The 14,002-nt window shown below is 60.3% G+C and carries 12 protein-coding genes; 3 read left to right on the top strand and 9 right to left on the bottom strand.

Annotation, left to right across the window (positions count from 1 at the left end; genetic code table 11):
* The first annotated feature begins 3 nt into the window (after positions 1-3).
* Positions 4-744 (top strand): NYN domain-containing protein, encoded by a 741-nt coding sequence (locus ACW9JC_RS00205; protein ID WP_338580882.1) that lies wholly within the window; start codon positions 4-6, stop codon positions 742-744.
* A gap of 185 nt (positions 745-929) precedes the next feature.
* On the opposite strand, the gene ACW9JC_RS00200 is transcribed toward ACW9JC_RS00205, so the two are convergent.
* The 9 genes from ACW9JC_RS00200 to ACW9JC_RS00160 all read right to left on the bottom strand — a co-directional run bounded on the left by ACW9JC_RS00200 (position 930) and on the right by ACW9JC_RS00160 (position 11,363).
* Positions 930-2,117, bottom strand: a complete 1,188-nt coding sequence (locus ACW9JC_RS00200; protein ID WP_457452805.1) for a lipid-transfer protein — start codon at positions 2,115-2,117, stop codon at positions 930-932.
* Between the two features lie 82 nt (positions 2,118-2,199).
* Positions 2,200-3,567 (bottom strand): DUF1329 domain-containing protein, encoded by a 1,368-nt coding sequence (locus ACW9JC_RS00195; RefSeq protein ID WP_457452804.1) that lies wholly within the window; start codon positions 3,565-3,567, stop codon positions 2,200-2,202.
* A 25-nt stretch (positions 3,568-3,592) separates the two neighbouring features.
* Positions 3,593-5,413 carry a DUF1302 domain-containing protein gene (locus ACW9JC_RS00190; RefSeq protein ID WP_457452803.1) on the bottom strand — a complete coding sequence of 607 codons (1,821 nt, stop codon included), beginning with the start codon at positions 5,411-5,413 and terminating at the stop codon, positions 3,593-3,595.
* A 109-nt stretch (positions 5,414-5,522) separates the two neighbouring features.
* Positions 5,523-7,085: a long-chain-fatty-acid--CoA ligase gene (locus ACW9JC_RS00185; protein ID WP_457452801.1), complete on the bottom strand. Its 1,563-nt coding sequence runs from the start codon at positions 7,083-7,085 to the stop codon at positions 5,523-5,525.
* 72 nt (positions 7,086-7,157) lie between these two features.
* Positions 7,158-8,300 (bottom strand): acyl-CoA dehydrogenase family protein, encoded by a 1,143-nt coding sequence (locus tag ACW9JC_RS00180; protein ID WP_457452799.1) that lies wholly within the window; start codon positions 8,298-8,300, stop codon positions 7,158-7,160.
* 71 nt (positions 8,301-8,371) lie between these two features.
* The gene (locus ACW9JC_RS00175; RefSeq protein WP_338580876.1) at positions 8,372-9,205 is read right to left on the bottom strand and encodes an SDR family NAD(P)-dependent oxidoreductase; all 834 of its coding nucleotides are present in this window, start codon (positions 9,203-9,205) and stop codon (positions 8,372-8,374) included.
* Positions 9,206-9,238: 33 nt separating this feature from the next.
* Positions 9,239-9,673 (bottom strand): MaoC family dehydratase, encoded by a 435-nt coding sequence (locus tag ACW9JC_RS00170; RefSeq protein WP_457452797.1) that lies wholly within the window; start codon positions 9,671-9,673, stop codon positions 9,239-9,241.
* A 10-nt stretch (positions 9,674-9,683) separates the two neighbouring features.
* Positions 9,684-10,121, bottom strand: a complete 438-nt coding sequence (locus tag ACW9JC_RS00165) for a MaoC family dehydratase N-terminal domain-containing protein (protein WP_457452795.1) — start codon at positions 10,119-10,121, stop codon at positions 9,684-9,686.
* 57 nt (positions 10,122-10,178) lie between these two features.
* Positions 10,179-11,363, bottom strand: a complete 1,185-nt coding sequence (locus tag ACW9JC_RS00160) for a lipid-transfer protein (protein ID WP_448107875.1) — start codon at positions 11,361-11,363, stop codon at positions 10,179-10,181.
* A 605-nt stretch (positions 11,364-11,968) separates the two neighbouring features.
* Between ACW9JC_RS00160 and ACW9JC_RS00155 the strand changes: the two genes are divergently transcribed.
* Together ACW9JC_RS00155 and ACW9JC_RS00150 are read left to right on the top strand one after the other, a co-directional pair.
* A complete protein-coding gene (locus ACW9JC_RS00155) occupies positions 11,969-13,117 on the top strand; it encodes an acyl-CoA dehydrogenase family protein (protein ID WP_457452793.1) in 1,149 nt (382 codons plus the stop codon).
* Positions 13,118-13,202: 85 nt separating this feature from the next.
* A complete protein-coding gene (locus ACW9JC_RS00150) occupies positions 13,203-13,994 on the top strand; it encodes an enoyl-CoA hydratase/isomerase family protein (RefSeq protein WP_457452791.1) in 792 nt (263 codons plus the stop codon).
* Positions 13,995-14,002: the final 8 nt, after the last annotated feature.

Raw genomic sequence — 14,002 nt, 5'->3', positions numbered from 1 at the left:
AGCATGTCCACAGCAGTACTGGTTGACGGCGCCTACTTCATCAAGCGCTTTCGAAGGATCGAACCCCAAAACGCATTCAATGCCGAGCGTGCCGCAGACCTTGTTCACCGATGGGCGATGGCCCACTTATCAAGCAAAATTGTCGCTCGCCCCAATGGGCAAAATCAGTCGCTACAACAACGGCATCGCAAAGAGCTTTATCGAATTTTCTTCTACGACTGCCCACCGCTGGAAACCAGGCAGCACAATCCGATCAGCAAGAAAGCCGTGGACTTCTCTAAGTCCAGGGAGGCGATGTTTCGCAAGGACCTCCACGCGCGGCTGCGGAGTAAGCGCAAAGTGGCATTGCGGCTTGGACACCTGTCGAAAGATACGAAATGGACCATCAAGGCGGCAAAAATAGCCGACCTGCTTAAAGGCAAAATCCTGCTCGCAGACCTGACGGAGCAAGACGTCAGCATAGACACGCGACAAAAAGGCGTTGATATGAGAATTGGCGTTGACGTAGCGTCGCTGTCATTCAAAAAACAGGTGGATCAGATCGTGCTGATCGCTGGCGACGCAGACTTTGTACCGGCAGCAAAGTTGGCCCGGCGTGAAGGCATTGATTTTGTGCTAGACCCGATGTGGCAAAGCATCCCTGAAAGCCTGATGGAACACATCGACGGGTTACGTTCGACGTGCCCAAAACCACCATCCCGAGTAAAGGAAGACAAGGCGGAAATCACTGCACGCCTTGTCTGAGGCTTGGGAGCCTGCTCGCGATGGCGGTGTGTCAGCGACGTTAATGTTGATTGACATGACGCCATCGCGAGCAAGCTCGGCTCCTACAGGTTTGTGGTGAACCATAAAAAACCGGGCGCAAGGCCCGGCAAAATAAGGAGCTCGGTTAGGCGGTGCATCCTGTCAGGCATGCCCCGCCGAATGAATCAGGCTCGGCCGTACAGCGTCACCACGCAAGCACCGCCCAGACCCAGGTTGTGTGCCAGCGCCACATTGACGCCTTCCACCTGACGCTTGTCAGCGCTGCCACGCAGTTGATGGGTCAGCTCGTAGCATTGCGCCAAACCGGTCGCGCCCAACGGATGCCCCTTTGACAGCAGGCCACCGGACGGGTTGGTCACCACTTGGCCACCGTAGGTGTTTTTACCGTCGAGGATGAACTGCTCGGCGCCGCCGACATCGCACAGGCCCAGGGATTCGTAGGTCAGCAATTCGTTGTGGGCAAAGCAGTCGTGCATTTCGGCGACGCGGATGTCCAGCGGGTCGACGCCGGCCTTCTCGTACACTTCCCGGGCGGCCCGTTGGGCCATGTCGAAACCGACGATTTCGATCATCGAGCGGGTCTCGAAGCAGACCGGTTTATCCGTGGTCAACGACTGGGCGAGGACCACTACATCGGTGCGCAAGCCGTGCTTCTTGGCGAAAGCTTCGGAGCAGATAATCGCTGCCGCGGCGCCGCAGGTCGGCGGGCACGCCATCAAGCGAGTCATCACCCCGGGCCAGATCAGTTGATCGTTCATCACGTCTTCGGTAGTCACCACTTTGCGGAACAGCGCCAGTGGGTTATTGGCCGCGTGACGGCTGGCCTTGGCGCGGATCGCGGCGAAGGTGCTCATCTGGGTACCGTACTTCTGCATGTGCTCGCGACCGGCGCCGCCGAACATCCGCAGGGCACTCGGGATATCCACGTCGGCGGTCAGTTCGTCGATCACCGACTGGGTCATGTGTGTGGTGGCGCGCGGGCGGTCGTCCCAGTTGCCTTTCAGGGCGCCGGGTTGCATCTGCTCGAAACCGAACGCCAGCGCGCAGTCGACCGCACCGCTTTCCACAGCTTGGCGCGCGAGGAACAGTGCGCTCGAGCCAGTGGCGCAGTTGTTGTTGACGTTGATTACCGGGATGCCGCTCATGCCCACTTCATAAAGGGCCGCCTGACCGCTGGTGGAGTCGCCGTAAACGTAGCCGGCATAGGCTTGCTGAACCAGTTTGTAATCCAGACCCGCATCTTGCAGGGCCAGGCGAATCGCCTCGGAGCCCATTTCGATGTAAGTGCCACTGGTGCCAGGCTTGACGAACGGGATCATGCCGACGCCGGCAACGTAAGGTTTTTGCGACATTGCTGTTCTCCAGATTCAGTTAAAAAACACTACAGAGGCCGTTCGCCCTCGAGCGAGGACGAATGGCAGTGACTCGGATGGCTTAGCGAATACCGGCGTTGCGCAATGCGGCCGGAGTGAAATCGTTCATGGTCGGCTGGTAGGCGTAGTCGGTGCCACGCTTGTTCTCATTGCCCAGGTTCGACACCAGATACCGCCCGGCGATCAGGTCATAGATACCCATGGCCGCGTAGGTGGCGACGCCCTGCTGGTAGTCATTGACCAGGTAACCTTCGCTGACCCGCCACAGCTGGCCGCGACCGTCGTACTGGTCGATTTCCACGGCAGCCCAGGTGTCTTCGTCGATGTACATGTGGCGCTTGGCGTAAATGTGGCGTTGGCCAGGCTTGAGGGTGCCCTCCACTTCCCACACGCGATGCAGTTCATAGCGGGTCAGGTCTTGGTTGATATGGCCCGGTTTGATGATGTCGGCGTACTTCAGCTTCGGCGATTGCAGCAGGTAGTTGTTGTAGGGAACGTAGACTTCCTTCTTGCCGATCAGCTTCCAGTCATAGCGATCCGGTGCGCCGTTGTACATGTCGGCGTTATCGGCGACGCGCATCCCGTCGGCGGCGGTGCCCGGTCCGTCATAGGCCACTTGCGGGGCACGACGCACACGACGTTGGCCCGCATTGTAGGCCCAGGCCATGCGCGGTTCCTTGACCTGATCAAGGGTCTCGTGAATCAACAGCACACTGCCGGCCATGCGTGCCGGCGCGGTCACAGTCTGCTTCGCATAGAACAGAATGTTGGCGCTTTCATCTGGCTTGGCGTCCGACATTTTCCACGGAAACCCGGTCTCGATTTCGATCTGCACCAAGGTGTAATCGCCGTTGACTTGCGGCGTGGCCTGGACCTGGCGATTGATATAGCTGTTGCCGTGGGAGCGAGTCAGGTGATTCCACACCACTTCCAGGCCGTTCTTGGGAATCGGGAACGCGTAGTAGCGCGACTGCTCGAAGTTCTTCAACGAATAGCCGTCATTGGCCGCTTCGGTGGTCACCGCGCTTTTTTTCACCGCGTCGTACACCGCTTGCGGTGCCGAGGCGGTGCGCTGGGTCTTGTACACCGGAATCTTGTAGCTGTCCGGGTAGCGCTGGAACATCGCCAGTTGCCCGGCGGTGAGCTTGTCCTTGTACTGCGCGACGTTGGCGGCCGTGATCACGAACTGTGGTTTTTCGCCTTCGAACGGGTTGCCGAGAAAGTCATTCTGCATCGGCGCGGCACCGGGTTTAAGGCCACCGGTCCAGGCGGGAATGGTGCCGCTGGCATTGCCGGCCTTTTCACCACCAAGGGGCGTCAGCGTGGTGCCCAATTGCGCCGCTTCTTGCGGGGAAACGGCGGCCATCACGCTGGAGGCAATCAGGGTCAGGGTCAATGTGCAGGCTTTGATCAGAGTGCTGGATTTCATTTTTATTTTCTCCGTCTGATGGATGTCAGAAGTTCACGCCGAAGCTGAGGGCGACATAGTCGCGATCAGTGTTGGTATTCCACTTTCCGCCGAAGTAATCGGTGTAACTGAGGCTCGCGGTGTAGGTGTTCATGTAGTCGGCATCCACGCCGAGGCTGATTGCCTTGTTGCCTTCCTCGAAGTTCGGGCCGACGCCATCGACGTCATGGGACCAGGCCACGTTGGGCGACAGGTTGATGCCGGCGAACACGTTGGGGTATTCGAGCTTGCCGCGCAGGCGGTAGCCCCACGAGTCGGTGGTATAGAAGCCGTGGCTGTTGCATTCTTGCTGCGGGTTGCTCGGACGGGTGGCGCCGGGCTGACCGGGAACCGGCGTGTTCTGCCCGACGCAGACTGCCTGATTGACCAGTTGCCCGGCGCCGAACACGGAGTTGCGGCCAAAACGTTCTTCAGTGCCGTCACTGGAGCCCAGGCCGTTGATGCGGTTGTAACCGACCTCGCCCACCAGCGTCAGACGCTCGGCGCCGAGGACCTGATCGAAGAATTGCGTGGCCGTCATCTGCGCCTGCAACACCGGCATGCGCTTGTAGCCGTCGACGGCTGCCCCGGCGACATTGGCGGACTGGCCGCTGACGAACAACGGTGACGCGGCGTTGCCCACGGCGGCCAGGTTGATGTCGGCGCCGTTGAGGTTCAACGGCATGTTCGGCCGAAAACTCAGCTCGCCGCCCAGCGAAGTACCGAGCACGTTGGTGGCGAAACTCAAGCCATACAGGCGCACATCTTCGGGATAGACGACGTTGTAGCTGGCGCTGCGAATCGCGGCCACGGCATTCGCCGTACTGGTCGCACGGGTAAAGTTCAGGCTCGGGTTGCGGCTGTGATAGTTCATTGCATAAACACCGAACTCGGTATCGTTCAGCTCTGCCGCGAACCAACGCAACGCCAGGCCAAACTGGCCGCTGTCACGGGCATCCTTGGTCTTGGTGCGCGGAATGTAGGCATCGTCGAGCAGTCCGGGTGTGCCAGTGTTGTTGGCCACACCGGGCGGCAGGTCAAGGCCCGCCAGTACGGCGCGGTCATTACAGCCTTCGGGCGTCACGTCGTTGCCGAAGAAAGTGCCGCAGTTGTCGATCACCGACGGCGCCCATTCGATCTGATAGAAGGCTTCGGCGGTGATGTTCTCGGACAGGCCCTGCGAGACATACAGCATGTTCACCGGAATCAAGCCTTCCTTGACCTCGGCACCTGGCCGGCGCAGCGCCGCTACGTCGATCGGGTTGATGCTGTTGATCGAGTTGCCGATGAAGGTGCTTTCGCCCCAGCTCACCACCTGCTTGCCCAGGCGTACGTTGCCCTGCAACTCGTCGAGGGTGTAGTTGTGATAGACGAAGCTGTCGAGGAACATCGCCCCGGATGATTTCGCCGCACGCTGGCGGCCATGGTCATCGACGTCGTAGAACGGACGGCTCTCGTCCATCAACTCGAAGTCGTACCAGTATTTGCCGCGCACGAAAGCGCCGCTATCGCCGTACTTCAACTCCAGGTCGTGCACGCCCTTGAAGATCTTCGAGAAGGTTTCGCCCTTCTTGAAATTCAGGCGGTTGTCGTCATTGGTTCGCGACGACGCATTGCCTCGGGTGCCCTGCGAGTTGAAGTTGGAAATGAAGTCCGGGTCGGGGCCGCGAACGGCCCAGCCGGCGCCGACCGACAATGCGGAATCGAAACTGCCTTCGATTTCGCCGATGCTGAAATCCTTGGCAAAAGCCTGTGGGGTTACTGCGGCTGCGACGGCGACTGCCAGCAGATGTGGGTAGCAAGCTCCACGCAATCTCGTAATGCTCATGCGTCCTCCGATGGTTTTGGCGCAAGGAAACCCGACCGATCTCAACGATGCGGCACGGATTCCGTTGTTAAAAAATGGCGCGGCCGAACCGACCGCGCGGCAGTTGGGTTCAGGCGATCGTGCGTTGCTGGTTTTCCCAGAAGGGTTTGCGCAGTTCGGTCTTCAGCACTTTGCCGACGCTGGTCAGCGGCAGTGTTTCGCGGAATTCGACGCTGCGCGGCACCTTGTAGCCGGCGATCAGTTCACGGCAGTGGGCAATGATCTGCTCGTGAGTAGCGCTGGCACCGGGCTTGAGGATGATCACTGCGTGAACGGTCTCGCCCCATTTCTGGCAGGGAATGCCGATCACTGCGCTTTGCGCCACGGCCGGATGGCTGCCGATGGCTGCCTCGACTTCACCGCAGTAAACGTTTTCGCCACCGCTGACCACCATGTCCTTGAGGCGATCACAGATGTAGATGAAGCCGTCATCGTCCATGTAGCCGCCATCACCGGTGTGCATCCAGCCACCGCGTAGAGCCTCGGCGGTAGCTTCCGGCTTCTTCCAGTAACCGAGCATCACGTTGGGGCCGCGCACGATGATTTCGCCCACGGTGCCACGCGGTACTTCATTGTCATTGGCGTCTACGATGCGAATTTCCACGCAGATGGCTGGCATCCCGGCGGAATACATCTTGCCGTTGGCCTGGTACTCGGCGGTGTGATATTCGGCAGGAAGCGTCGCGGCCACCGGGGCCAGTTCGGTCATGCCGTAACCCTGGGAGAAACTGGCGTTGGTGAACACGGCGCGGGCACGATCGAGCAGTGCCGGGGTGATGGTCGAGGCGCCATAACCAATCATGCGCAACGAACTGACGTCGAGCGCCTGCCCGTGGGCTTCGCGCCAGTCCAGCAGCATTTGGATCATGGTCGGGGCCAGCAGGATCTCGTTGACTTTTTCCTGGTCGATGGCCTCCAGCACACCCTGCGGTGTGAAGGTCTGCAAGATCGCGTGGGTGCCACCGGTGATGAACAGCCCGGTGATCGCGGCGAAGTCGGCCAGGTGGAACATCGGCATCGCATGCAGGAACACCGTGCCTAAGCCGAGGCGACCTTGGGACAAGGAATTGAGTGCCGAAAAAGCCACGTTGTTGTGGCTGAGCATCACGCCTTTGGGGTGGCCGGTGGTGCCGCCGGTGTAGAAAATCCCGAGCAGCGAATCACCACCGCGACGCGCGTCTTCCACCGGTTCGCTGATCGCGATCAGCGACTCGTAATTGAGCATGCCGCGTGGGGTTTCGCCGTCGCCGGCATAAATCACCAGACGTACGGTTTTGGCTTCTTCAAGCACCCGGGCGCCGAGTTCCTTATGGTGATCGTCGACGATCAGAATGGTGGTTTCCGAGTCGTCCAGCGAATAGATAATCTCCGCCGCACTCCAGCGGAAATTCACCGGATTGACCACGGCATCGGCCCACGGTACTGCCTGGTAATACTCGAGAAAGCGCGCGCAATTGAACGCCAGCATCGCCACGCGATCACCGCTGGCGACATCCAGGCCCTTGAGTGCGCCGGCCAGGCGAGCAACACGGTCGCCGAACTCGGCATAGGTGATCTCGCGGCCCTGGAAACGGACTGCGATGGCATTGGGACGTTGCTGCAGATGACGGTGCAGCCCTTGAGTGATGTACATGAAAACTCCAAATTGCTTTTTTATTATTCAATCGATTTGGAACTATCGACGCCTCGGACAGCGCTTCGCCGGTTAGAGCGACCGCGCCACGACCTCGCGCTGAATTTCGTTGGAGCCGCCGTAGATGCGTGCAACGCGGGCGTCGGCCCACATCCGTCCGATCGGGTACTCGTTCATGTAGCCGTAGCCGCCAAACAGTTGCAGGCAACGGTCGAGCACTTCGCCCTGGCGTTCGGTCAACCAGAACTTGCCCATCGACGCCAGGGTGGTGTCGAGGGTGCCGTCGATCCAGCGCTGGACGATCAGGTCAATGAAGGTTTTCGCCGCCAGCACGGTTGCTTTCACATCGGCGAGCACGAAGCGGCTGTTCTGGAAATCAATGACCGGTTTGCCGAAGGCCTTGCGGTCCTTGGTGTATTCCACGGTCAGGCGCAGGGCGCGCTCCATCACCGCGACGGCACCGACGCCAATCTGCGCCCGCTCGTACGGCAACTGGCTCATCAGCGTGTAGAAGCCACGACCTTCGACTTCGCCGAGCAGGCAGTCGGCTGGCACTTCAACGTCATCGAAGAACATCTCCGAAGTATCCTGGGCGTGCATGCCGACCTTGCTCAGCAGCTTGCCGCGACGGAAACCCCGAGTGTTGGTGTCGACCATGAACAGCGAGACGCCCTTGGCGCCCTGGCTGATATCGGTCTTGGCGATCACCAGCACCATGTCGCAGGTCTGGCCGTTGCTGATGAAGGTCTTGGCACCGTTGATGACGTACTTGTCGCCCTGCTTCACAGCACGGGTGCGTACCGATTGCAGGTCGGAACCGGCACCCGGCTCGGTCATGGCGATGGCGCAAATGGTTTCGCCGGAGCCGATCTTCGGCAGCCAGTGTTTCTTCTGCGCTTCGGTGCCCGACTCAAGGATGTAGTGCGCGACGATGTGGCTCAGACCAATGCCCAATCCACTGCCATTGCCGTTCATGGCCTGAATCACACAAACGTAGTGACCGATGCTGCCACCGGCACCGCCGTACTCTTCCGGTACGTCCGGCAGGATCAGGCCCAGTTCGCCCGCCTTGAGCCAGGCGGAACGGTCGGCGTAGTGCTGTTCGCGCCACTTCAACTCGTTGGGTTCCATGTATTCCTTGGCGAAGCGCATGACCATGTCGTTGAACGGTTCCAGGTCTTCGGTCATCCAGGGAGAGCGGTAGTTTTCCAACATTGCAAATACCTCGGGTTCTGAGGCCTGTTGACCGTTGGAGATCAACAGGCGCGATACATCGTTGGGCGCAATTAGAAGTTCGAGCCTGGGCCACCGCCGCAGTACAGGACCTGCCCGGAGCAGAAGTCAGCTTCCGGCAGGCAGAGCATCACTACGGCGCCTGCGGCTTCTTCCGGTTTGCCTGGACGACCCAGCGCAATGCTGCGGCTGGCGCCTTCGATCATTGCCTGCTGGACGCCGACCTTGATCTCACGACCTTCGATGTTCACGGTCTTGCTCTCGTCGCCCGCCAGGGCCTGGGTCAGGCGGGTTTCGATCAGGCCGAAAGCCACGGCGTTGACGTTGACCTTCAGGCGGCCCCACTCTTTGGACAAGGTTTTGGTCAGGCCCAAAATGCCCGCCTTGCCCGAGGAATAGTTGGACTGGCCGACGTTGCCGCCCGCCGCGCCGGAGGAGATGTTCACTACCTTGCGCAGCACTTCACGGCCTTCGGCGGCTTCTTTCTTGGCCAGGGCGCTGATCACCGGTTGGGCGGCGCGCAGGATGCGGAACGGCGCGGTCAGGTGGCAGTCGATGATCGCGTACCACTGTTCATCGCTCATCTTCTGGATCACGTTGTCCCAGGTAAAACCGGCGTTGTTGATGATGATGTCGATCGAGCCGTAGCTCTTGACGGCGGTCTGCACAAAACGGTCAGCGAAGTCCGGTGCGGTGACGCTGCCGACGCAAGCCACGGCGTCACCGCCAGCGGCGCGAATCTCGGCGACCACTTCGTCCGCTGGTTCGGCGTCCAGGTCGTTGACCACGACTTTGGCGCCGTAAGCGGCCAGTTGCAGCGCGACTTCACGACCGATGCCACGGCCAGAGCCGGTAACCAGAGCAACTTTGCCTTCAAGCTTTTTCATGTGTCTTTTTCCTGCGAAATAGGGGTAAGGAGTTCAGGCCAGGGCTACGACGGCTTCGCCGGCGAGCTTTTCTTCGCCGTACTGGTTGCCGCAACGAATCGCCAGGCGCACACGCTTCTCGCCGTTCTCTTCGAACTTTTCGGTGATGGTTCCGGTGCAGGTCGGGATGTGCCCCAGATGCGTGATGCCGGTGAAGCGGATCGACAGGCTGCGCACCTGCTGCTGCGGCACCCACTGGGTCAGCAAGCGACCGAGGTAGGCGGCCGACAACATGCCGTGGGCAAACACGTCAGGCATGCGCGACTTGCGCGCGAAATCGATGTCGATGTGGATCGGGTTGTGATCGCCCGAAGCGCCGCAGTACAGCGCCAGCGTGGTGCGGTTGACCGGCTGCAATTTCAGCAACGGGATCACGTCGCCAATCTGGATATCGGAAAACTGCGCGTGGGTGGTGTTAGAGAGGGTCATCGACAATTCCTCAACGCTGGACGAGGGACGAGCGGACATCGGCGATGTGCACGCCGTCCTGGTTGGTCACACGCGACTCCATGACCACGAATTGCAGGGCGCCGCCCTTCTTCTCGTACACATCGGAAATGTGTGCGTCGAAGGTCAGCACGTCACCGGCGTAGGCCAGGGCGTGAAAAACGAAGGACTGTTCGGCGTGCAGGATGCGGCCGAGGTCAAAATTCACCAGTTTCAGGAAAGCGGCCAGGTCACGACCCTCGCCTTCCAGACATTTGAGAAACGTCGGTGGCACAGGCAACGCTTTGTGCCCGGCAGCCTGGGCGGCAGCCTCATTGGTGTAGACCGGATCGGTTTCGCCAATGGCCTTGGCAAAAAAACGCAGGCGACCCTTCTCGACATCGACGCTGAATGTATCGAGCTTGTGCCCGATCAGGCTCTTGTCAGCCATTTGTCTCACTCCTCTTGTTGTTATGCGCGCCCGCTCGAGGGCGCGCCGGGGTTCAGCTCAATTGCGTCCGTACAGGGTGATGACGCAGGCGCCACCCAGGCCGAGGTTGTGCTGCAAGGCGATGTTCAGGTCTTCGACCTGGCGCTTGTCGGCGGTACCGCGCAATTGATGGGTCAGCTCGTAGCACTGGGCCAGGCCGGTGGCGCCCAACGGGTGACCCTTGGAAAGCAGGCCACCGGACGGATTGGTCACCACCTGGCCGCCGTAGGTGTTGTCGCCATCGAGGACGAACTGCTCGCCACCACCGACGGCGCACAGACCGAGGCCTTCGTAGGTGAGCAATTCGTTGTGGGCGAAGCAGTCATGCAGTTCGACGGCACGCACGTCCTGCGGGCCGACGCCTGCCTGCTCGTAGACCATCTGCGCGCCGCGCTGGGTCATGTGGAAACCGGCATAGGCAATCATCGAAGGCGGATCGAAGGACTCCACCGGATCGGTCACCAGCGACTGCGCGAGGATCACCACGTCGCTGCGCAGCCCATGCTTCTTGGCGAATGCCGGCGAACAAATGATCGCCGCCGCCGCGCCGCAGGTCGGAGGACACGCCATCAGACGCGTCATTACGCCCGGCCACATGACCTGATCGTTCATCACGTCTTCAGTACTCAGGACATTCTTGAACAACGCCAGCGGATTGTTCGACGCATGACGGCTGGCCTTGGCGCGGATGGCGGCGAAGGTTTCCATGCGGGTGCCGTACTTCTGCATGTGCTCGCGACCGGCACCGCCGAAGGTTTTCAGGGCACGCGGCAGGTCGACATCGCGGGTCAGGTCTTCCATGACGTGGACGAAATTGGCGCGGGTCTGTGGGCGGTCATCCCAGTGCGACTTGAGCGCACCGGCCTGCATCTGTTCGAAACCGAGTGCCAGCACGCAGTCAGCCTGACCGCTCTGCACGGCGGCACGGGCCAGGTACAAGGCGGTAGAACCGGTGGAGCAATTGTTGTTGACGTTGACGATCGGGATCGCCGTGCGCCCCACTTCATAGAGTGCCGTCTGGCCGCAGGTGGAATCGCCATAGACATAACCGGCAAAGGCCATCTGCACCTTGTCATAGTCGATGCCGGCATCTTTCAGCGCCAGGCGCACCGCCGCGGCTCCCATGTCGGTGTAGCTGGGGCTGGCTCCCGGTTTGGAGAAGGGAATCATGCCGACCCCGGCAACTACGGCTTTTTCACTCATGGATGGATTTCCTTTGGCGTACACGTTCAGTTGTCGTACCCGCCGGCCGGCTGGTTTTCGTTGGCATTCATCCTAGGTTTGCGCACAAGTGCGCTTCGACCGTCGAAGGGATGAAGTTGGGGAGATAGCGAGAGGCGTTCGAAAGGACGGTTGGAGGGAGTAGCGGCACTTGATGCGTGCGCGTTTCCCTGTAGGAGCTGTCGAGTGCAACGAGGCTGCGATCTTTTGATTTTGTTTTTTACAAGCGAGATCAAAAGATCGCAGCCTTCGGCAGCTCCTACATTGGGCGTGATGCAGCACAAAATCAGGTCGACTGTCAGGCTGGCTCCCACAGCCTGGAATGCGTGCGAACCAGACAAACAGGCCGGCAGGTAGGCCGCCTCGCTTACTGGGGCCGTACGTAAGGGCGGAACCCTAAGCTGCCGTTACCGCAGCAACGGATAAGTACTCGTTCAAAAACCGAAGCCCACCAACTACTCCCCCAAAACATCCCTTCGAACGACCCCCCACCTACTCCACAGCATCATCCCTTCGGCGCTCGCTGAAAATTCGGGCTGCGCCCAGCATGGCAAGAGTCCCCGTCCCCTCACCTACCGAGGATTCAAATGAGCGAATACAGACCATCGTGGTTAACCGAAGACCTGGCGATCTTCCAGGCATCGGTCCGCCGTTTTGCCGCCGAAGAACTGGTGCCCCACGAAGAGCGCTGGGCCCATCAAAAGCATGTCGACCGTGAAACCTGGCTGAAGGCCGGCGAGATGGGCATGCTCTGCCCGGCGATTCCGGAAGAGTACGGCGGCAGCGGCGGCAGCCATGCGCACAACGCAATCATCGGCTACGAACTGGCCCGCGCCGTTGCCACCAGCCTGGGCACCAACGTGCACAGTGCGATCTGCGCGCATTACCTGTTGCGCTACGCCAGCGAAGAGCAGAAACAGCGTTGGCTGCCGAAAATGGCCACCGGGGAAATGGTAGCGGCAATCGCCATGACCGAACCGGGCGCCGGCACCGACCTGCAGAACGTCAAGACCAAAGCCATTCGCGATGGTGACCACTACGTCATCAACGGCTCGAAGACGTTCATCACCAACGGCTACCTCGCCGACCTGGTATTGCTGGTGTGCAAGACCGACCCGAGCCTGGGCGCCAAGGGCATGTCGATCATCGTGCTGGAGGTCAAAGACCTGCCGGGTTTCCGCCGTGGACGCATCCTCGACAAGCTCGGCCAGAAAGGCCAGGACACCTCCGAGTTGTTCTTCGATGACGTGCGCGTACCGGTGGCCAATCTGCTCGGCACGGAAGAAGGTAAAGGCTTCGTCCAGTTGATGCAGCAATTGCCCGAGGAGCGCATGTTCATCGCCATGAACGCACTGGGCGCCATGGAGCGTGCGGTCGAGGAAACCATCAAGTACACCAACGACCGCAAACTGTTCGGCAAGCCGCTGCTGGACATGCAGAACACCCGCTTCAAACTGGCGGAAATGCAGACCACCGTGACCATTGCCCGCACCTTTATCCACGATTGCCTGGACAAGATGATCCGGCACGAACTGGACGCAACCACGGCGGCGATGGCCAAGTGGTGGGCCTCGACCCAAGCCTGCAACATCATTGACGAGTGCCTGCAACTGCACGGTGGCTACGGCTATATGCTGGAATACCCGATCGCACGGCTGCACATCAACACCCGGCCGATGCGCATTTATGGCGGCTCCAACGAAGTGATGAAAGAACTGATCGCGCGCACGCTGTAACCGCGCGGATCGAGGCATGGCTTGCCTTCAGTGAGCCATGCCCCGCAGGACAAGACTCCAGAATAAAAACAATCGGAGATTTCCCATGTCAGTGCTCGATGTAACCAGAACCGACGGCGTGGCCACACTGGTCATGTCCCGTCCCGCCTGCAAGAACGCCTTCAATTCGGACATGTGCACAGCCATGCTCGATGCCCTTTCCGACATCCGCCGCGACGCCGACATCCGCGCCGTAGTGCTGACAGGCGCCGGCGACGACTTCTGTGCCGGTGGTGATGTCGACGTCATGTCTCGCAATGACCGCGACGCCAGCCAGATGTGCACGCGCATGAGCGAACTCAATCAGCTGCCCGCCGCATTTGCAGGGCTTGAGCGTCCGCTGATCGCGGCCGTGGATGGCGTGGCCTATGGCGCCGGGTTCAGTCTGGCGCTGATGGCAGACTTCATTGTCGCTTCTGATCGTGCGCGGTTTTGCATGGTGTTCTCGCGCATCGGTGCGGTCCCCGATCTGGGCGCAACCTGGACCCTGCCCCGTGTGGTCGGCGTGCAAAAAGCCAAGGAATTGATCTATTCGGCACGAGAAGTTTCGGCGGTTGAAGCGCTGAAACTCGGCATCGCCCTCGAAGTGCTGCCTGTCGACAGCTACCGGGCTCGGGCATTGGAATTGGCGCAAAGCATGGCGAATCTGTCGGGGACGACCTTCGCCATGACCAGGCGTTTGCTCGACCATTCATTGAGTAACGGTCTGCACAGTCAATTGGGCGAAGAAGCCAATGCCCAAGCGATTGCCGTGACTTCCAGCTATCTCAAGGACGCCACCGGGCGATTCATGCGCAAGCAACCGCTGCTGTACCGCTGGCCGCTGCGAAACGGCTGATTCGCACG

It is taken from the genome of Pseudomonas sp. SDO5591_S426 (assembly GCF_054070755.1).
This window is presented reverse-complemented; position numbering and strand designations above follow the sequence as displayed.

Bases quoted from the DNA above. Each gene is read 5' to 3' on its own strand.
- ACW9JC_RS00160 (WP_448107875.1), bottom strand. From the start codon at position 11,363: ATGAGTGAAAAAGCCGTAGTTGCCGGGGTCGGCATGATTCCCTTCTCC.
- ACW9JC_RS00150 (WP_457452791.1), top strand. From the start codon at position 13,203: ATGTCAGTGCTCGATGTAACCAGAACCGACGGCGTGGCCACACTGGTC.
- ACW9JC_RS00195 (WP_457452804.1), bottom strand. From the start codon at position 3,567: ATGAAATCCAGCACTCTGATCAAAGCCTGCACATTGACCCTGACCCTG.
- ACW9JC_RS00185 (WP_457452801.1), bottom strand. From the start codon at position 7,085: ATGTACATCACTCAAGGGCTGCACCGTCATCTGCAGCAACGTCCCAAT.
- ACW9JC_RS00190 (WP_457452803.1), bottom strand. From the start codon at position 5,413: ATGAGCATTACGAGATTGCGTGGAGCTTGCTACCCACATCTGCTGGCA.
- ACW9JC_RS00165 (WP_457452795.1), bottom strand. From the start codon at position 10,121: ATGGCTGACAAGAGCCTGATCGGGCACAAGCTCGATACATTCAGCGTC.
- ACW9JC_RS00200 (WP_457452805.1), bottom strand. From the start codon at position 2,117: ATGTCGCAAAAACCTTACGTTGCCGGCGTCGGCATGATCCCGTTCGTC.
- ACW9JC_RS00180 (WP_457452799.1), bottom strand. From the start codon at position 8,300: ATGTTGGAAAACTACCGCTCTCCCTGGATGACCGAAGACCTGGAACCG.
- ACW9JC_RS00205 (WP_338580882.1), top strand. From the start codon at position 4: ATGTCCACAGCAGTACTGGTTGACGGCGCCTACTTCATCAAGCGCTTT.
- ACW9JC_RS00170 (WP_457452797.1), bottom strand. From the start codon at position 9,673: ATGACCCTCTCTAACACCACCCACGCGCAGTTTTCCGATATCCAGATT.
- ACW9JC_RS00155 (WP_457452793.1), top strand. From the start codon at position 11,969: ATGAGCGAATACAGACCATCGTGGTTAACCGAAGACCTGGCGATCTTC.
- ACW9JC_RS00175 (WP_338580876.1), bottom strand. From the start codon at position 9,205: ATGAAAAAGCTTGAAGGCAAAGTTGCTCTGGTTACCGGCTCTGGCCGT.